This window comes from Clostridium sp. C8 (genome assembly GCF_001010885.1).
GTDB lineage: Bacteria > Bacillota > Clostridia > Clostridiales > Clostridiaceae > Clostridium > Clostridium sartagoforme.
Genome location: NZ_LBMX01000095.1, coordinates 1 through 18,501, shown reverse-complemented (window position 1 = coordinate 18,501; position 18,501 = coordinate 1). Strand labels below are relative to the sequence as shown.

19 protein-coding genes and 1 other annotated feature are annotated in these 18,501 nt (G+C 26.9%); of the genes, 13 read left to right on the top strand and 6 right to left on the bottom strand.

Annotation, left to right across the window (positions count from 1 at the left end):
* Positions 1–3: 3 nt before the first annotated feature.
* Positions 4–819, bottom strand: a complete 816-nt coding sequence (locus AAT22_RS15435) for an N-acetylmuramoyl-L-alanine amidase (protein ID WP_047001878.1) — start codon at positions 817–819, stop codon at positions 4–6.
* A 190-nt stretch (positions 820–1,009) separates the two neighbouring features.
* Between AAT22_RS15435 and AAT22_RS15430 the strand changes: the two genes are divergently transcribed.
* The 6 genes from AAT22_RS15430 to AAT22_RS15405 all read left to right on the top strand — a co-directional run bounded on the left by AAT22_RS15430 (position 1,010) and on the right by AAT22_RS15405 (position 7,209).
* Positions 1,010–1,810 carry a hypothetical protein gene (locus AAT22_RS15430; RefSeq protein WP_016208327.1) on the top strand — a complete coding sequence of 267 codons (801 nt, stop codon included), beginning with the start codon at positions 1,010–1,012 and terminating at the stop codon, positions 1,808–1,810.
* A gap of 174 nt (positions 1,811–1,984) precedes the next feature.
* A complete protein-coding gene (locus tag AAT22_RS15425) occupies positions 1,985–2,758 on the top strand; it encodes a hypothetical protein (protein ID WP_016208326.1) in 774 nt (257 codons plus the stop codon).
* Positions 2,759–2,779: 21 nt separating this feature from the next.
* Positions 2,780–3,865: an AAA family ATPase gene (locus AAT22_RS15420; protein ID WP_016208325.1), complete on the top strand. Its 1,086-nt coding sequence runs from the start codon at positions 2,780–2,782 to the stop codon at positions 3,863–3,865.
* Positions 3,866–3,877: 12 nt separating this feature from the next.
* Complete coding sequence (locus AAT22_RS15415; RefSeq protein ID WP_016208324.1) at positions 3,878–5,221, top strand: VWA-like domain-containing protein; 1,344 nt, start codon at positions 3,878–3,880, stop codon at positions 5,219–5,221.
* A gap of 231 nt (positions 5,222–5,452) precedes the next feature.
* Complete coding sequence (locus tag AAT22_RS15410; protein WP_016208323.1) at positions 5,453–6,109, top strand: hypothetical protein; 657 nt, start codon at positions 5,453–5,455, stop codon at positions 6,107–6,109.
* A gap of 230 nt (positions 6,110–6,339) precedes the next feature.
* A complete protein-coding gene (locus tag AAT22_RS15405; RefSeq protein ID WP_047001877.1) occupies positions 6,340–7,209 on the top strand; it encodes a methionyl aminopeptidase in 870 nt (289 codons plus the stop codon).
* A gap of 60 nt (positions 7,210–7,269) precedes the next feature.
* On the opposite strand, the gene AAT22_RS15400 is transcribed toward AAT22_RS15405, so the two are convergent.
* Positions 7,270–7,599, bottom strand: a complete 330-nt coding sequence (locus tag AAT22_RS15400; RefSeq protein ID WP_047001876.1) for a HesB-like protein — start codon at positions 7,597–7,599, stop codon at positions 7,270–7,272.
* Between the two features lie 287 nt (positions 7,600–7,886).
* Here AAT22_RS15400 and AAT22_RS15395 point away from each other — a divergent pair, with 287 nt between their 5' ends.
* Entirely contained in the window at positions 7,887–8,633 is a 747-nt protein-coding gene (locus AAT22_RS15395) for an rRNA adenine N-6-methyltransferase family protein (protein WP_047001875.1), read from the top strand.
* A gap of 160 nt (positions 8,634–8,793) precedes the next feature.
* Here AAT22_RS15395 and leuS read toward each other — a convergent pair whose 3' ends face one another.
* Positions 8,794–11,244, bottom strand: coding sequence for a leucine--tRNA ligase (gene leuS / locus AAT22_RS15390; RefSeq protein ID WP_047001874.1), 2,451 nt, complete (start codon positions 11,242–11,244; stop codon positions 8,794–8,796).
* A 53-nt stretch (positions 11,245–11,297) separates the two neighbouring features.
* Positions 11,298–11,502: a binding site (T-box leader), on the bottom strand.
* A 149-nt stretch (positions 11,503–11,651) separates the two neighbouring features.
* Here leuS and AAT22_RS15385 point away from each other — a divergent pair.
* The 3 genes from AAT22_RS15385 to AAT22_RS15375 all read left to right on the top strand — a co-directional run bounded on the left by AAT22_RS15385 (position 11,652) and on the right by AAT22_RS15375 (position 12,821).
* Entirely contained in the window at positions 11,652–12,020 is a 369-nt protein-coding gene (locus AAT22_RS15385; RefSeq protein WP_047001873.1) for a CoA-binding protein, read from the top strand.
* Between the two features lie 21 nt (positions 12,021–12,041).
* A complete protein-coding gene (locus AAT22_RS15380) occupies positions 12,042–12,404 on the top strand; it encodes a YccF domain-containing protein (RefSeq protein ID WP_016208317.1) in 363 nt (120 codons plus the stop codon).
* Between the two features lie 204 nt (positions 12,405–12,608).
* On the top strand, positions 12,609–12,821 hold the full coding sequence (locus tag AAT22_RS15375; RefSeq protein WP_016208316.1) for a hypothetical protein: 213 nt from the start codon (positions 12,609–12,611) through the stop codon (positions 12,819–12,821).
* 53 nt (positions 12,822–12,874) lie between these two features.
* On the opposite strand, the gene AAT22_RS15370 is transcribed toward AAT22_RS15375, so the two are convergent.
* From AAT22_RS15370 to AAT22_RS15360, 3 genes are read right to left on the bottom strand one after another with little or no spacing between them, the layout of a single operon-like run.
* Positions 12,875–13,369, bottom strand: coding sequence for a hypothetical protein (locus AAT22_RS15370; protein ID WP_047001872.1), 495 nt, complete (start codon positions 13,367–13,369; stop codon positions 12,875–12,877).
* Positions 13,370–13,402: 33 nt separating this feature from the next.
* Positions 13,403–14,026, bottom strand: coding sequence for a J domain-containing protein (locus AAT22_RS15365; RefSeq protein ID WP_016208314.1), 624 nt, complete (start codon positions 14,024–14,026; stop codon positions 13,403–13,405).
* Complete coding sequence (locus AAT22_RS15360) at positions 14,013–14,924, bottom strand: DUF5685 family protein (protein ID WP_047001871.1); 912 nt, start codon at positions 14,922–14,924, stop codon at positions 14,013–14,015. Before AAT22_RS15360 ends, AAT22_RS15365 begins: the two co-directional genes overlap by 14 nt.
* A 177-nt stretch (positions 14,925–15,101) precedes the next feature.
* On the opposite strand from AAT22_RS15360, the gene AAT22_RS15355 reads away from it, so the two are divergent.
* The 3 genes from AAT22_RS15355 (at position 15,102) to AAT22_RS15345 (ending at position 18,300) form a co-directional block, all read left to right on the top strand.
* Positions 15,102–16,001 carry a polysaccharide deacetylase family protein gene (locus AAT22_RS15355; RefSeq protein WP_047001870.1) on the top strand — a complete coding sequence of 300 codons (900 nt, stop codon included), beginning with the start codon at positions 15,102–15,104 and terminating at the stop codon, positions 15,999–16,001.
* 214 nt (positions 16,002–16,215) lie between these two features.
* On the top strand, positions 16,216–16,899 hold the full coding sequence (locus AAT22_RS15350; RefSeq protein ID WP_016208312.1) for a DUF554 domain-containing protein: 684 nt from the start codon (positions 16,216–16,218) through the stop codon (positions 16,897–16,899).
* Positions 16,900–17,205: 306 nt separating this feature from the next.
* Positions 17,206–18,300: a BMP family ABC transporter substrate-binding protein gene (locus tag AAT22_RS15345; RefSeq protein WP_016208311.1), complete on the top strand. Its 1,095-nt coding sequence runs from the start codon at positions 17,206–17,208 to the stop codon at positions 18,298–18,300.
* Positions 18,301–18,501: the final 201 nt, after the last annotated feature.

Here is an 18,501-nt window from a genome sequence, read left to right as displayed (position 1 = left end):
AATCTAATCATTACTATTTCTTTTATTAATTAAAGATTCCTTATTACTCTTAATATAGCTTAATATAGCATCATTTATAGCTTCAGCACAATTATTCTGACCTAAATCAGAGTTTAAATATTTTTCATCAGAGGCATTACTCAAGAAACCTAATTCAATTAAGCTTGAGATACTTGAATTTAATTCTAATACTGCAAGAGCATCATCTTTACTTTTATAAGTTTTTAAGCCTCTATCCTCTGTATAATTTAACTTTAATAAATATTGTTGGATTATATTAGATAATTCTTTGCTGTCATTATTAGATAGTTTATACCAAGTTTCTAATCCTTTTGAATCTGGGGAATCATAATTACTATTGCAGTGAATAGATATAAATAAATCTGCATCAAAGACCTCGGGTATTTTTATTCTTTCTTTTAAGCTATCATTTGCTGTTTCAAGCCAAGGAAGAGAATCATTTGTTCTTGTATAAATAACTTTCACTCCATTAGATTCAAGTAATTTTCCTAATTTTAAAGATATATTTAAAACAATATCTTTTTCAAATACTCCAGTTGTTCCTTTTGCACCAGTATCCCAATCCCCGTGTCCAGGATCTATACATATTATAAATTTCTCTTCAGTTGAGGAAGATGATGTAGTTATTTTTTGGTTTACAGAAGAAACATTATTATCCTTATTACCCAGTAGTATAATAAAGAATGATACACAAAGTACACTTAGAAATATAGAAATTTGAAATATGAGTTGTCTTCGCCTCTTTCTTTTATAAAGTAATTTTCTTCTATATTCAATATCAAAAACTTTAGGTTCCATATAAACACCTCTCATTAAGTTATAATAAATCTATAAGAATCATATATTAATTATACTTAACATAAGAACAATTGTAAATAAATGGAAATAAAATAAAAAATATCCTTTGTTGATAATAATGGTATATTGATATAAACTATTTATAACAACTTATATAATAAAGTAATTATAAAAGGAGTAATTTGAAGTTATGAATTGGTTAAATAAATTAGAAAGAAAATTTGGAAATCTTTATATAAGGAATTTAATGCTTATAATAGTATTAGGAAATGCAGTAATATATTTTATTACTATGATTAATGGAAATAATGAACTAATAAATAATATAGTATTGGATTCAAGCAAGGTGCTAAATGGAGAAATATGGAGACTTATAACATTTATTTTTGTACCAGAAAGTACATCTGCTTTTTGGGTAATTTTCACCTTATATTTTTATTATCTAGCAGGGTCTGGTCTTGAAGAAGAATGGGGAGGCTTTAAGTTTAATGCATATTACCTAATAGGTATGTTAGCTTCAATAATAATAGCATTCTTAACAGGAAAGACAGTAACAGGTTCATATGTTAACCTTTCACTATTCTTAGCATTTGCAAAAATATATCCAAATTTTCAACTATTATTGTTTTTTATAATACCTCTAAAGGTTAAATATATTGCAATATTCAATTGGATTATGATAGGGATTAGTGTACTTTCAGCTATATTTTTAAAATCTTTAAATGGAGTGATAATAGCTTTAATTCCAGTTGTAAATTACTTAATATTCTTTGGAAAAAGTATATTTACAGGAACAAAAAGTAGTGCAATGAATTATCATAGACAGCAAAAATTTAAATCTAAAATTAGAGAAGTAGAATTTATTCATAAATGCGTTGTGTGTGGAATAACAGAAAAAGATAATACTAATATGGAATTTAGATACTGTTCAAAATGTTCAGGAAAAAAGTGCTATTGTATTAATCATATAAAGGATCATGAGCATAAATAAAAAATAAAAGGGTAAAAGTATAGAAATATATTTTTACCCTTTTATTTTATTTTTATAATTATAAATATTAAATAATAGTAATTATTCATTAAATATAGTATAATAAATAACAAGATAGATATTAACTTTATTATAGATTATTTTAAAGTATAGAAAGAATAAGGAAGGACAATTATGGAAAGCAATGATTTTAAAAAAATATATGATAATCCTTTGTATATTAGGTATATAGAAAATCCAAGTGAGGAATTAATATTTGAAGCTATTAAGAGAAATGGATTAGCAATAAGATATATAGATAATCCAACTAGTATTATGAAGGAAAAGGCAATAAAAAATAATCCATTAGCAGTGGAATATATTAAAGAGTTAGACGAAGAAAATGCTATACTAGCAGTTAAATTATTATGGAATTCTTTAAAGTATATAAAAGATCCAACTGAAAAAGTAAAACTTGAAGCTATAAAGGCAAAAGGATGGGCGATACAATTTATAGAAAATCCGACTGAAAGTATGCAGATGATAGCAGTTTTTAAGGATTACGATGCAATAAAATATATAAAAAATCCTTCAGAAAAGGTACAATTAGAAGCAATAAAAAAATATTGGGCAGCAATAAAGTTTATAGATAATCCAAGTTTAAAAGCTAGAAGAGAAGCAGTAAAGGGAAATGAAGAGGCTATAAATTATATTAATTTTGATTTAGATGAACTAAAAATATTAATTGGAGATAATATAAAAATTGTAAAATATGTTTATGATTCTATAGATGTAGATTTTGTGGTGAATGTAGTAATAGATAAAATAAAAGAAGATTTTATAGATGAAAAATATATAAAAGATTTTTTAGAACTTGAAATATTAGAGATGGATAAGATAAATTTTATAAGTGAATATGGAAGTAAAAAAGCTAAAATTTTATTAGTGGATTATAAACTTTCAAGATAAGACAACAAGAGGTGATAAAATATGAAATTTTCAGAAGCTATAAGTACTATAGAATTAATTTTAGAGTCAGGAAGTGTTCCATTAATAATAGGTGAAGCTGGTATAGGAAAAACATCTTTAGTAAAAAAAATATGCAAAAGTAATAGTTATTATTTAGTAAACATAGATGCAAATCTTCTAAAAGAAGGTGAAATTGGCGGATTACCAATAGTTGAAGATGGAAGAACTAAATATGCAACGCACTATAAGCTTATTGAAATGAAAGAAGCTATAATAAATTATAACTATAATGGAGTACTATTATTTATAGATGAATTAAATAGATGTGAGCATGCAGTCCAACAAGAGCTTATGAATTTAATATTAAATAGAGAAATAAACGGATATAAATTAGATGATTCCATTAAAATAGTAGCGGCTATGAATCCTTCAAATAAGTATGATGGTTTTGAAGATAGTGAGTATCAAGTAGTTGATATGGATAAAGCTCAAGAAGATAGATTTGTATGGATTGAACTGGATTCTGATATAAAAGAATGGATTAAGTGGGCTATGAGTGAGGATGGAAACGTAAATGAAAATATAATTGAATTTTTATCAACATTTCCAGAGTATTTGAATACACCAAATTCAAATGAATCTATAAAAGCTACACCAAGAAGCTGGGAAAGAGTAGCTAAAGCTTATAATATATATATGAAAAATAGTAATAACTATTCAATTGATATATTCTATAATGTGGTTAAAGGAAATGTAGGGGTAAGTATAGCAACAGATTTTATAAATTATATTAAGAATATAAAAAATCAATTAATTAAACCAAAGGATCTATTTGAATATATTATTTTACCAATAGAAGTAAAGGAAGAGATAAGAAAAGAAAGCCATTCAAGATTATATATATTAGCTAAAAATTCCTTACGATACCTAGAGGAAAATAATACAGAGAATAATAGAAAACTATTTGGAGATTTATTAATTTGTTATCCAAAGGATTTAAGACTTGGCATAATGAAAGAAATAAAAAGTGATTCTAGCGAAAGATTATATAAAGATTTATTAAATGAAGATACATTTTTAGATGCATTCTTTAATATTTTTCAATAAGGAATGAGGAATATGATATTTGATGATAAACGTAACAATTTATTAAAGCAAGCATTAAAAATTAAGGAGCATGGAGAGTTAAATAGTGATTTTGAAAGAAACTTCTTTTCTTTAGTAGAGTCTGTTGTAATTGATATGATAGATGGTGAAGATAACTTTTTTGGACAATTTTTAGTGAAAATTGAAAGAAGCATAAGGTTTAATATAACATGGCCACTAGCAACAGTTCCTAAAATGCAAGGATTTAAGATGTATTTTAATCCAATATTATTTTTAATGTGTAATAAAAAGGAAATGCAAGCTCTTTTTAAACATGAGGTGTACCATATAATGTATGGGCATCATCAAAGAGAAAAAGATCTTAAAAACAAATATACAACAACTTCTGTGAATTTAGCACTTGATATTTCTATAAATCAGTTTATAAAAAACTTGCCAATGGATAGTTTTAAGATAGAAAGTATCAATAAAGAATATAACTTGAGTCTTAGAGAAGATAAATCTATTGAAGAATATGCTGAAAGTATAGAAAAGGCTATAAGATCAAAATTTTTAAAGAGCATGAAATCAAATAATAGTGAATCTATAGGAGAAATGCTTGATATTTCAAAGGCTCATGATGCATGGGAAGAAAGTAATTTAAATTATGATGCAATAAAGGATATGACCAAGAAAACAGCTATAAGTTCATTTAAAGGTAATGCTCCTAAAGATATAAAAGCAATTATTAATGCATATACAGAGAAGGCAGAAATACCATGGCAAGAAACATTAAAAAAATTAATGCCATCGCTTAGAGCAGGAGAAAGAAAGACTATAACAAGAAGAAATAGAAGACAACCAGATAGATTAGATATAAGGGGAACTCTTCCTAATAATATTCCAGAAATTATAGTCGCCATAGATATAAGTGCATCTATGAGTGAAGAAGAGGTGCATAAAATAATGATTGAAATACTAGAAATAACTAAAACTAGAACTAATAAAATTACTGTAATAGAATGTGATAATGAAATCAGACGTGTCTATGAAATGAAATCTAAGAATGATATTAAAAAAAGAACATCTAATATAGGATCAACTAAATTTTCACCAGTATTTAAATATATAAAAGATAATAAGATGAGAAATCATGTGCTTATATATTTTACTGATGGGGTAGGTGAAAAGGAATTAGAAGTTAAGCCAGTTAATTCGAATATAATTTGGGTATTAACAGGAGATGAAGATTTATCTTTATCAAGACCTTATGGAGAAATAAAGAAAATAGAAGGTAGGGTAGAAAAGGGTGAAGGTGGAACTGCAGGATTAGAGATGATTAAGGAGTATCAACAAGAACATGGAAGATACTTTTAACATGGTTAAGTAATAAGTTATGAATTATAATTTTTGGTTTACAGTTTTTTATAAGGTAACAGGTGACAATTAAATATTTATTCCTTGTTATCTGCTACCTATAAAATGAAAACTAGCAACTAACTATGTTTTGTGAATTGTATGCTAGAAAGAAGAATTAATTTGCAATTTAAAAGCGTACTGGTATTAGTCAATAATCTATGATATAATACAAAAATATGGGGGTGCATTATGAAATCTTATAAGATAAGTAAAAATAATAGTATTCTTTTAATATTGGCAGTATTGATTATAAGTCTATTGATAAACGTTTACACGTCAATTATGAATTCTCGATATAAAATACTAGTAGGTAAAGAAACCTATAAAAGTGTTGAAGAAATAAGAAATAGAAATGAAGGAGCATTGAATATATTAAATCAGAGTATAAAAGCAGGTAGCATAAGTAATGAAGAATTACTTGCTTTATATAAAAATTATAGTTCAATGTCAGATGAATTCACTAATCTATGGTCAAATTATAAAAATTATGGAAAAGAAGAAATTATTACTATAAGCAAAAAATCTAAGATATCAAAAGAAATACCTAATGAAGTATATTCAAGAATTGAAAGCTTATTATTTGAATATTTAAATTCTGAAATGAAGAATCAAAATGATAAAATTATTTTAGAAGGTGAAACATTAAATAACTTTTCAGCTATGAATAATATGTCAAACCAACTAAATGAGTTTTTTAAGGAATTTAATCAAGAAAAGTTTAGTAATAAGACTGAAGAAGATAAGGAGATAATAACAATTAAGAAAAATTATTGGATAGATATTTTAAATGGAATAAATTCTATTATGGATCCTTATATTAATTATGAATTTACTATAAAAAGTTAGTTTTAATACTCTAGAAATAGAGTATTTTTATTTTAATGAAATTTTTAAGGCAATAATAAGAATATGTGATATAGTTATATTAATAAATAATATTAAATAATACAAACTTGTAGTATCAAATTTCATATTTTAGAATAAAATTATATTTGAAATAATTTTTAGTATATTGTGAAATGTAAATATGTAATTGTTAATTATTTTGATTTGGAAAATTTAAAAGGAGGTTTAATATGAATTTAAATAGAAATGATCAATGTTGGTGTGGAAGTGGTAAGAAATATAAAAAATGCCACATTGAATTAGATGAAAAATTAGATAGCTTGAAAGCAAAGGGATTTCATATTCCGCCTAGAAAGCTAATTAAGAATAAAGAGCAAATAGAAGGAATAAAAGAAAGTGCTAAAATTAATAATGCAGTATTAGATTTAGTACAAGAAAAAATTAAGATGGGTATGAGTACAGAGGAAATTGATAAGATAGTACATGATTTTACAGTTAATAGTGGAGCAATACCAGCACCATTAAATTATGGAGGATTTCCTAAAAGTGTTTGTGTCTCAATAAATGATGTTGTATGTCATGGAATACCAAGCAATGATACTATACTTCAAGATGGAGATATTGTAAATGTAGATGTATCAACAATATATAACGGATATTATTCAGATGCATCAAGAATGTTTATGATTGGTAATGTGGCGGAAGAAGATAGTAAGCTTGTACGAGTTGCAAAAGAATGTTTAGAAAAAGGATTTGAAGCTGTAAGACCTTGGGGATTCTTAGGGGATATAGGAGCTGTAATACAAGAACATGCAGAAGTAAATGGATTTTCAGTAGTAAGATCTTTTGGAGGCCATGGAGTTGGATTAGAGTTTCATGAAGACCCATTTGTAGCTCATTATGGGAAAAAAGGAGAAGGAATGGTATTAGTTCCTGGAATGGTGTTTACAATAGAGCCTATGATAAATCAAGGTGATTATGAAGTATTTGTAGATGAAGATGATGATTGGACAGTATTTACAGATGATGGAGGATATTCAGCTCAATGGGAATATACTGTTTTAGTTACAGAAGATGGAGCAGAAATTATAGCTAAATAATTTATAATAAAAATTATTATTTAGCAATAAAAAAAAGAGTTGCAACTGCAACTCTTTTTTCTAGTGACATCCACCACCGCAAGATCCACATCCACCTTCAGTTTCAATGACAGGTTTAAGAGATAAGCCTCTTCCTTCATTTTCTTCAGTTGAAAGCAATTTAAATCCGCCAAATTCATCAACTAATTTTTCTTCTACAACAAAAGTAATATCGTTAACTTTTTGAGTAACGTCTCCTTCTTTAACATCATCAACAGATATATTGAAAGCAGGACCACTACATCCAAATCCAGCTAAATTAATTCTTATACTGTAGTTATCAACTTCATTTTCATCTAAAAATGATTTGAATTCGTTGTATGCTTCTTCGCTTATTATAATTTTGTCCATATTATTCACCTTCTATTATTAAATGATAATTTATATCATTAGTATACCATAGTATAATTAAATATCAAGAGTTTTTTAATGCAATATATAGTAAATTTTAATAAATAGTTATTGTCATTACTATATATTGTAAATATAATAATTATTATATAGAAAAAATATATTAGTTAACAAAATTAAAAATAATTTATTATAAAAGTATTTTTTTAGTTATAGAAATTTGAAACTTTACACAAGGTATTATATGTAGCATAACTAAAATTAATACAGAAGGGAAGTATTATATTTTGAAACCATATGATAAAACATATTTATTAGAGAAAATAAAAGAGTATAATAACTTAATATCTTTAGGGAAGATTGGAAGTTTTGAAATAAAAAACACGCTAGATAAAAGAGATTTTATTAATGGGTATATGTACAATAAAAAGGATAATATAAATTTAAATATTTTAGAGTTACATGGACCTAATAATATATGGATGAAGATTTCTCCAATGGAAATAGAGAGTTCATATATGTTCATAAAATATGCTAAAGGGAAAGTTGGAGTAGTTGGACTTGGACTAGGGTATGTTGTGCAAGAGCTAGCTAAAAAGAAGGATATAAGCAAAGTTATAGTTTATGAAAAAGAAAAGGATATAATAGACTTATATAACTCTAATTTTAAAGAAAATTCTAAAATAAAAATTATAAATACAGATGCATATAATGCTAAAAAAGATAATTTTGATTTTTTTTATGTTGATATATATGAATATAAGCTTACGCCAAGAGTAGTAGAAGATTATGTAATTTTTAATAAATTGCATAATATAAAGGAGTACTTGTTTTGGGGAATAGAACACTTTTTATTAAGTTGTAAATATGAAGAAATAGTTTGGGTATATATTCCTGAATTGTGGATGGAAATTAGTAAAAAAATATTTACAGCACTTCAAGATTCAAATTTATTGAATTATTATAATCAGTTAGATGAAAAACTTGTAAGTGAAGTTTTAGATAAATTTAAAATTGTTTTGGATGAAGCTTAATCAGTGTATATTTTTTAATTCACAGTTTATAGTTAATAGTTAAAGAGGATTTTCAGCATTCTGAAAATCAAAAAATACTGCTGGAATTTTCTCAGCAGTATTTTTATTTTTACAATTTAGCGAAAGCTGAATTGTTTCCTAAATTGTTAATTGGGTAAGTTTATTTAACAACAATGTTTACAAGTCTTCCTTTTATAACTATAACTTTTACTATAGCTTTACCTTCTGTTGAATCAGCTATAGATTCATTAGCTAAAGAAGCAGCTTTAATTCCTTCTTCATCTAAGTCGGTAGGTACGTTGATTTTAGCTTTAATTTTACCGTTAACTTGAATAGCTATTTCAACTTCATCTTTGACTAATGCCTTTGGATCATATACTGGCCAAGATTCATTAAAAATTGAAAAATCTAATCCAAATAAACTCCATTGTTCTTCAGAAAAATGAGGTGCAAAAGGAGCAAGAATTTTTAAGAAATTAATACAAGTATTTTTTAAGAATTCTAAGTTTTTTACATCTTCTTGTAGGTATTTAGAAAATGCATTAACAAATTCCATCATTCTTGCAATAGCTGTATTAAATTGTAATTTATCTGCATCTTCAGTAACACCTTTTATTGCATTATTGATCCAGAAATTTAATTCTTTTTCAGCTTTATCAATAGAAGTTTTATTATTAACACCCTTTTCTATAGCATCTCTAGCTATATCAAGATATCTTTCAATTCTATCTACAAATCTTGCAACTGATTTAAGTCCATCATCACTCCAAGCTCCACCTTCTATATAAGCAAAACCAAACATTAAATACATTCTAAACACATCAGAGCCATATTCTGAGATATAATCATTTGGAGAAATTGTATTTCCTTTTGATTTACTCATTTTTAATCCATCAGGACCTAAAATTAATCCTTGATGAGTTAATGATTTAAATGGCTCATCAAAATTTAAGTATCCCATATCTCTAAAAGCTTTAGTTATGAACCTAGCATATAATAAATGCATACAAGCATGCTCAGGACCACCTACATACTTATCTACTGGAAGGATCTTATTTATAAGGTCAGTATCAAATATCTTCTCAGTATTTTTATTATCAGGATATCTTAAGTAGTAAAATGATGAACATACAAATGTATCTAAAGTATCAGCTTCTCTTTTAGCTGGCTTTCCGCATTTTGGACAAGCAACATTTATAAATTCTTCACATTTTGTAAGAGGAGATTTTCCATCTGGAGCAAACTCAACATTATATGGAAGTTCTACTGGTAACTGATCTTCAGGTACAGGAACAGTTCCACAATGTTCACAATGAATCATAGGTATTGGAGCACCCCAATATCTTTGTCTAGATACTAACCAGTCTCTTAATCGATAATTAACTTTTGCAGATCCAAGATTCATAGAAGATAATTTTTCAACTATCTTTTCCTTAGCTTCCTCAGTAGTTAATCCATTGAATTCTCCAGAGTTAACTAACACACCATATTCACAATAAGGTAATTCAGCATTATCCCCTTTTTTGTTAGTTATAACTCTTTCTATTGGTAAATTAAATTTAGTAGCAAAAGCAAAATCTCTTTCATCATGTGCAGGAACAGCCATAACAGCTCCAGTTCCATAAGTTGCTAATACATAATCTCCAATCCAAATAGGAACTTCTTTATTATTTATAGGATTTATAGCATAAGAACCTGTAAATACGCCAGTCTTTTCTCTAGATAAAGATTGTCTTTCTATATCAGATTGTTTTTTAGCTTCTTCTTTGTAATTTTCAACAGCATGTTTATTTTCTTCTGTAGTAAGCTCATTAACTAGTGGATTTTCTGGAGCTAAAACAACATAAGTTACACCATTTAATGTATCAACTCTAGTAGTGAATACATCAAATTTAATATCTAAATCTTTAACTTTAAATGTAACTTCTGCACCAGTAGATTTACCAATCCAGTGTTTTTGCATAGCAACAGTTTTTTCAGGCCAATCTAAAGTATCTAATTTTTCTAATAGTTCATCAGCATAATCAGTTATTTTTAAGAACCATTGAGTTAAATCTTTTTTTGTTACTTCAGTTGAACATCTTTCACAAGCACCATCATGAACTTGCTCATTAGCTAAAACTGTATTACAAGATGGACACCAATTTACAGGAGCTTTTTTTCTGTAAGCTAATCCTTTTTCGTATAGTTTTAAGAATACCCATTGTGTCCATTTATAGTAGTCAGGATTACATGTTATAACCTCGTTATCCCAGTTAAACATAGCTCCCATAGCTCTTAATTGTTTTTCCATAGTTTCTATATTTTTATCAGTTGAATCCTTTGGATGGATCCCTGTCTTTATTGCAAAGTTTTCTGCAGGAAGACCAAATGCATCAAATCCCATTGGTTGAAATACATTGTATCCTTGCATTCTTTTCATTCTAGCCCATGAATCAACGGGACCATAGTTAAACCAGTGTCCAGCATGTAATTGGCTGCCAGAAGGGTAAGAGAACATTTCTAAAACATAAAGTTTTTCACCTTCCTTGTTTGGGTCAAATTTATAAAGATTTGTTTCTTCCCATTTATCTTGCCATTTTTTATCGATGGCAGTTCCGTAATTAGCCACAATAATTCCTCCTTTAAAAGTAAAAAATAATATAAAAAAGCCCTTCATCTCAATTAAGAGACGAAGGACATATTCGCGGTACCACTCTTATTAGAAAAAATAATATTTTTTCTCACTCAAATCTATAACGGGGTTTCCGTACTTGCTTTTGACAAGTAAGCTCATAGGCAAGTTCTTATAAGTTAAACACTGTTTCACACCAAACAACAGCTCTCTTGAGTATAACAGTATAATACTACTCCTAATCAATGCAATGAATATATAATTTTAATATACTCAATTATATATTTTATTATAATATAAGTCAACAATTACAAAAAAGTAATAAGATATATTAGTAAAGTTGTTGATGAAATATTTTTAATTGGATATAGTAATTATATAAAGACTTTATAAGGAGATAAAATATGAATATAGAAAATTTGATGAAACTGAAAAATTGGGTAGTTATTGGAGATGTATCTAATGAAGCTAAATATGCAAATAAGATTTTAAATAAGTTTAAATTAAAGGGATATAAAGTAAGTGGAGTTCATCCAAAAGGTGGAGAAAATATCTATACTAATTTAAAAGATGTACCATATACTATTGATGCTATTGATTTATGTATAAATGCAAAGCTTGGAATAGAATACTTAAAAGAAGCTAATGAACTAGGAATAAAGAATGTTTTAATACAGCCAGGAGCTGAAAGCAATGAAATTTTAACTTATTGTAAAGAAAATTCTATTAATGCCATAGAAAACTGTGCGTTAATACAACTAAATAATATTTAATAAATAATAGGGGGATTAGTAATGTCTTGTTTAGGAAATTTAGTTTGGATTATATGTGGAGGGTTTATTAATGCTCTAGGATGGATTGTATTTGGACTTTTATGGTGCATAACAATAGTTGGAATTCCAATAGGACTTCAATGTTTTAAAATGGCTAAACTACAATTTGCACCTTTTGGAAAAGAAGTTATTAATAAAAATGATAGTGGATTTAATTTGATATTAAATATCCTATGGATAATTTTTGGTGGTTTCGAATTATGTTTAGCAAATTTGATAAGTGCTTTATTATTATGCATTACAATAATAGGAATACCTTTTGCAAAGCAATCTCTAAAATTAGCTAAGTTATCATTAATGCCATTTGGAACAGAAGTTGTATAGATATATAATCTAATAAAATGCGAAGCATTTTTCAGTTTACAGTTGGTTTCATTTTTTAGTTAACAGAGAATAGGTATCAGGTATCAGGTAATAAGTGTAAACTATAATTAAAAATTAAGAATGAAAAAAATAATGAAGGAATGAAAAAAGCTGTGAACTGCGAACTGTAAACTGTGAATTAAAAAAAGTTAGGGGAGCATTATTTTGAAAAATGATGAGAATAAAATTTTATTTAAAGAAATAACATCATATGAAGAAGCATATTTTTATAATTCTGCACCAGAAGATCGAAAAATTATGAGTGAAAAAAATGAAAATATTAAAAGAAAAGATAATAAGTTCAAAAAATTTATTGAAAGTGCAGCAGGAGAAGTACTGGAAGGGGCAGTTGAAATATTATTTTCAATACTAGATTAATGAAAATCAAAAAAATAGCTTAGACTTTTTAATAAGGTCTAGGCTATTTTAAACTATATTTTATTGTGTATTTTTTGCATATAAAATGAAATTAATAATGTTAAAGCATAGTCAAAAATAAAAAATATAGGCTGAGCAACAAGGAAGAATAACCAAATTGGAAGAGAAATACTTCCTATTGCAAGAACTGAATTAAATACAAAAAATGAGATAACTAAAATAATGTTAAAAAATATTAATTTTAATATTATTTCTAAATAAAACTTATTTATTTTTTCAATATAATACTTGATTATTCCATATATACCAAAGAATGAAGCATATAGTGAGATTATATTAATAGGTAATATAAAAAATCCTATAATTGAAGAAATTATATAAACTGAAAAAGCACTTTTTATTGAAGACTTTATTAATGCAATAGGAACTAATAAAGATGCCAAAGTAAGGATACTAAGAGTGCTTATAGGTAAAAGTAAATTTAAATATAAAATAATAATGGTAAGTGCTATTAATATAGCACTTACTGTAATATCTCTAATTTTCATTAAAACACCACCAATTAAATAAGTTATTAATAATTAACAACAACCTATAAGGTCTCCACCCATACATTCGCATATTGAATCTAAACACCATAAATTTATACAACAATCACAAGCATTGGTACTATTATTACCAGTTGTTCTATAATAATTATTTCTGTAAGCAGAAGTTCTTTGATTAAGAGAATTTAGAGTTTGTCTATATTCAAAGTTATTAGGATCCATGTTTACAGCAGTCTGAATATGTTTAAGACCTGCATCGAACCACCCTTTATTAGTTAGTAATACTCCGTATAAAAAGTTCCATTCAGCATTTCTGTTTGGAGTGCTATTTAATTTATTTTCAGCCTCAGCGTAATTTCCGCTTTGGATAAGTCTTCTTATTTCTGAAAACATATAACTGCTATCAGAGGAATTACTATAAGAAGAATTATTGTATGATGAGTTAGTGTTACTTGAATAGTTATTAGAAGTATTCTGATTCTTAGTTAATGTATCATAAGCAGCATTTATTTCTCTCATTTTCTCTTCTGCTAAATCTTTTAATGGGTTATCGCCATATTGATCAGGATGGTATTGTTTTATTAAATTTCTATAAGCTTTTTTTATTTCTTCTTGAGTTGCGCCAGGTTTTAAACCTAAAACTTCATATGGATTCATTTAAGTTGTCACTCCTTTTATCTTCTCTAGTATTATTTAATATTCCTATATACTTATCCATCATACCTAATTCTAAAATGTTTCTAAGTATATCTTCATTTCTTTTTAAAGGTAATTTAGAAAGTATATCTTTACAATTATAAGAGCAATTTAAAATTGTAAACTCTAACCTTTCTTGTATTAGTATAATTAGATCGTAATAAGACTCGTTAGATTTATTGAATAAATAATTTATTGGATTAAATTTATTATTCTCTATATCATCTTTTAAATCATCGAATGCATCCATAAGATAAATCCATTTTCCTAAGGTGTACCCAAAGTTATACAATTTATTTCTCAAATCAGGACCATCACTTATAAGATCTCCAGGATATTCCTTGAATATATTTCCCACAATATCGCTAAAAGGGTGAGAAATTACATCTATTGATTCAAAATCTTTATTTTTTTCTAAATTTGTCAATACTCTAAGATTATCTTTAATTATGGATCTAATATTTGATATAGATTTATCCAATTTTTTTTGATAAGGATATAATATTCTTTCTAAAAATTTACTTTTTAAACTATTATCATCTTGAATATCATCTTTTAATTTTAAATAGTAAAGAGTTAAATTCATTGCAGCAGCATAATTTAGTGCATCATTATTTATAATTACAGGTTTTTTATCAGTAGGATGAGCCATGCAACGTCTAATTTCTATATCAGGCTCTTTAGGTGATAAAGAGTCAAGTAGTATTCCCAAAAATGTCATATCATAATTTAATACCATTCTAGGTATGTTTCCAGCACTATTTTTAAGTTGAAAACATAGACCACAATAATAACTTCTGAATTTTGTAAAGTCCTTAATCTTAAGTTCTGCTTTAAGAGGAGTCACATATCCAAACAATTTAAAAACACTCCTTCATAATTAGTTTAGATTAATTATACAAAAATACGATATGATTAACAATGACTTAAAGAAAAATAAGAAAATATTAAAAAAAAATAAATAATTAGATAGGTGGTTGACAAAATATTCCTAGAAATATATAGTCGAAATATAATTAAAAAAGGGGAGAAATAAATGAAAAATATATTTAAAATAATAAGTGCTTTAATAATAGTTTTAGTAATTATTTTTGGGGGAAAATACATAATAGAAAACTATTTTGAAAGATCTAGCAAAGAAGCCCAAGGTGAAAAAGATAATCAAGTAAGTGAAATAAATAAAGAAGATGAACCCGAAAAAGAACAAAATGAAGAAATAAAGGAAAATAATAAAGAAGATAAAACTAATTATTTAACGTTAAATATTAATGATGTAAAGATACCTATACTTATGTATCACTCTATATCAGACAGTGATCCAAATAATCGCTTATTAGTTCCAGTAGGGCAATTTGAAGAACAAATTAAATGGCTTAATGAAGCTGGTTTTACTCCAATGCTTTTAGACGATGTTATTAATGCGTATAGTACTGGTAAAGTTCCGGAAAAGCCAGTAGCAATAACTTTTGATGATGGATATTCAGATAATTATTCAGATGCTTATAAAATATTAAAAAAATATAATATGAAAGCTACCTTCTTTATAATAACAGACCAAACAGATATTGATAGCTGGTATATGAATTCAAATATGTTGAAAGAAATGAAGAATAACGGAATGGGAATAGAAAATCATACATCTAGGCATATAGAATTTACGAGTATTCCTAGGGAAGATAAAATTCTAATAATAGAAGAAGGTATAAAGGCTTTAAAAGAAAAAGTCGGAGTAGATAGTAAATTTGTTTGCTATCCTGTTGGAAGATATGATGAAGAAACAATAGAAGTGGAAAAAGAACTAGGAATTAAAGCTGCAGTGACAACAGAGAGTGGAATTTCTAGCCTTCAAGATGGCTTGTACTCATTAAAAAGAGTAAGAATATCACCTATGGATATAGAAACATTTAAAAGTATATTTATTGATTTTTTAAATTAATTTATTCAGTGCACATTTCACAATGCACAGTTCACAGTTATGGAAATAATTCGGCTCTGCTGAATTAAGAAATTCTTATATTAACTCTGAAAGAGTTGATATAAACTAAATTTCAGAAACTACGTAGTAGTTTCATCCCCAACTGTGAACTGTGAATTTTGCACTGTGAACTAAAAAAGATTGCTTTGCAAAATAAAACTTAGGAGGAAAAAACGTGTTAGGAACTATAGTAAACAGTTTAATGATTATTTTAGGGTCTTTAATTGGACTTTTTATAAAAGGTAAGGTTAACGAAAAATTAAGTAGTACTATAATGAATGGACTAGCTTTGTGCGTTATTTATATAGGTATATCTGGAGCATTAAAAGGAAATAATACAATCGTAATGATAATTTCTATAGCTATAGGCGGTTTATTTGGAGAGATTATAGATATAGATTTAAAACTCGAAAATTTAGGGAAAAGAATAGAAAAAAGGATCAATAATAAAAAGGATAATGTATCTATTTCAGAAGGATTTGTTACCTCAACACTATTATTTTGTATAGGTGCAATGGCAATAGTAGGTTCTATAGAAAGTGGTTTAAACCATAATCATAATACACTCTTCGCTAAATCTATTTTAGATGGAATAAGTTCGATAATCTTTTCATCTACATTAGGGATTGGAGTAATGATATCTTCGATAAGTGTATTTTTATACCAGGGAAGCATAACTTTAGCAGCTGGAACATTATCATATATATTAAATGATGTTGCAATAAGCAATATGACGGCAGTAGGAAGTTTACTAATTATAGGATTGGGTTTAAATGTTTTAGGAGTAACTAAAATAAAAGTATCAAATTTATTACCTTCCATTATAATTGCTATAATATTAAGTTATTTTCCACTATAATTGATTTGAGTCATAAAAATACAAGTGATATAAATTTAACAATTAACGGGAAAAACACGAATTAATTTTCATGAAAACAAAACAATATTCGGGAATACATCTTTCAAATTAAATATTAATAAAAATAAAAAATGAAAAATAATAGTGAAAAGGTTTTTCGTTGTGAATATATGTCGTAACAAGAAAAATTATGTTATAAAAAATATTGTATTTACGAATTATATATTGTATAATCTTTTTTGAAAGTTTAAACAGAATAAACCTTTTATAATAATTAAATTACAAAAGTCTAAGGAGGATTTTAATATGAAGAAAAAAGCAATAGCTTTAGCACTATCCGCGCTTATGGTAACAGGTTTAGTAGGATGTGGAAACAAGTCAGAAGGTGGAAGCACAGAAAAAGGTATAAAAGTAGGTATGGTTACTGATGCAGGTACTATTGATGATAAATCATTTAACCAAGGTACTTGGGAAGGTATAAAGAAAGCAGAAGCAGAATTAAAAGTTGAAACTAACTACTTAAAGCCAACTGGAACAACAGAAGCTGACTATATGAAGGAAATTGTAAATCTTTATGATACAGGATATAAATTTATAGTTACTCCTGGATTTAAGTTTGAAACAGCTATATTCCAATCTCAAGATAAATATACAGATGCAAAATTTGTAATTATCGATGGATCTCCTAACAATGGAAAAACTGGAGCAGATAGAGTAGAAAAGGTAGCTGATAATTCAGTTGCAGTATTTTTTGCAGAACATGAAGCAGGATTTTTAGCTGGAGTAGCAGCATCTCTTGAATTAAAAGAAGGAGAATTAGGTTTCATAGGTGGTATGGAAATACCTTCAGTTCAAAAGTTTAACTGGGGATTCCAACAAGGTGTTAAATATGCTAATGATAATTTAGGAACAAAGATGTCAATAAAAGCAGAAAATGTTGTTTATCAAGGATCATTTGATAACGTAGCAGCTGGACAACAATTAGCAGCAACTATGTTTGATAACGGAGTTAAGGCAGTATTTACAGCAGCTGGTGGAGTTGGAGTTGGAGCTATAAATGAAGCAAAAGCTAGAGCAACAGCTGGAAAAGAAGCTTGGATAATAGGTGTTGACGTTGATCAATATGCAGATGGTATATATAAAGATAATAAATCTATAATATTAACTTCAGCTATGAAGAAAATAGATGTAGCTACTTATGATATAATTAAAGATGAATTAGATGGAAAATTCCCAGGTGGTCAAACATTAACATTTGATGCTAAAAATGATGGTGTTGGTATTCCAAGTGAAAATCCAAACTTAAGTGAAGAAACTACTAAGAAGGTAGATGAAGTTTATAACAAGGTTAAGAGTGGAGAAATAACAGTTAAAGGTGAAAAGGGAGACTTAATAAAATAGTTTTCATAAGATTTAATAAATTGTTAAAAGTAGTGAAAAAGGCGGTATCACCGTCTTTTTCTTGTATAATGAGTTAATTAGATTTATTTAACAAATGCTCAAAAAAAAGGCATAAAAAATTAATATGAATATGTATTAGTAAAAAATAAGGGAGGATATCTCATGAGTTATGTAGTGGAAATGCTTAACATTCGAAAAGAA

Bases quoted from the DNA above. Each gene is read 5' to 3' on its own strand.
- AAT22_RS15435 (WP_047001878.1), bottom strand. From the start codon at position 819: ATGGAACCTAAAGTTTTTGATATTGAATATAGAAGAAAATTACTTTAT.
- AAT22_RS15430 (WP_016208327.1), top strand. From the start codon at position 1,010: ATGAATTGGTTAAATAAATTAGAAAGAAAATTTGGAAATCTTTATATA.
- AAT22_RS15425 (WP_016208326.1), top strand. From the start codon at position 1,985: ATGGAAAGCAATGATTTTAAAAAAATATATGATAATCCTTTGTATATT.
- AAT22_RS15420 (WP_016208325.1), top strand. From the start codon at position 2,780: ATGAAATTTTCAGAAGCTATAAGTACTATAGAATTAATTTTAGAGTCA.
- AAT22_RS15415 (WP_016208324.1), top strand. From the start codon at position 3,878: ATGATATTTGATGATAAACGTAACAATTTATTAAAGCAAGCATTAAAA.
- AAT22_RS15410 (WP_016208323.1), top strand. From the start codon at position 5,453: ATGAAATCTTATAAGATAAGTAAAAATAATAGTATTCTTTTAATATTG.
- AAT22_RS15405 (WP_047001877.1), top strand. From the start codon at position 6,340: ATGAATTTAAATAGAAATGATCAATGTTGGTGTGGAAGTGGTAAGAAA.
- AAT22_RS15400 (WP_047001876.1), bottom strand. From the start codon at position 7,599: ATGGACAAAATTATAATAAGCGAAGAAGCATACAACGAATTCAAATCA.
- AAT22_RS15385 (WP_047001873.1), top strand. From the start codon at position 11,652: ATGAATATAGAAAATTTGATGAAACTGAAAAATTGGGTAGTTATTGGA.
- AAT22_RS15380 (WP_016208317.1), top strand. From the start codon at position 12,042: ATGTCTTGTTTAGGAAATTTAGTTTGGATTATATGTGGAGGGTTTATT.
- AAT22_RS15370 (WP_047001872.1), bottom strand. From the start codon at position 13,369: ATGAAAATTAGAGATATTACAGTAAGTGCTATATTAATAGCACTTACC.
- AAT22_RS15365 (WP_016208314.1), bottom strand. From the start codon at position 14,026: ATGAATCCATATGAAGTTTTAGGTTTAAAACCTGGCGCAACTCAAGAA.
- AAT22_RS15355 (WP_047001870.1), top strand. From the start codon at position 15,102: ATGAAAAATATATTTAAAATAATAAGTGCTTTAATAATAGTTTTAGTA.
- AAT22_RS15345 (WP_016208311.1), top strand. From the start codon at position 17,206: ATGAAGAAAAAAGCAATAGCTTTAGCACTATCCGCGCTTATGGTAACA.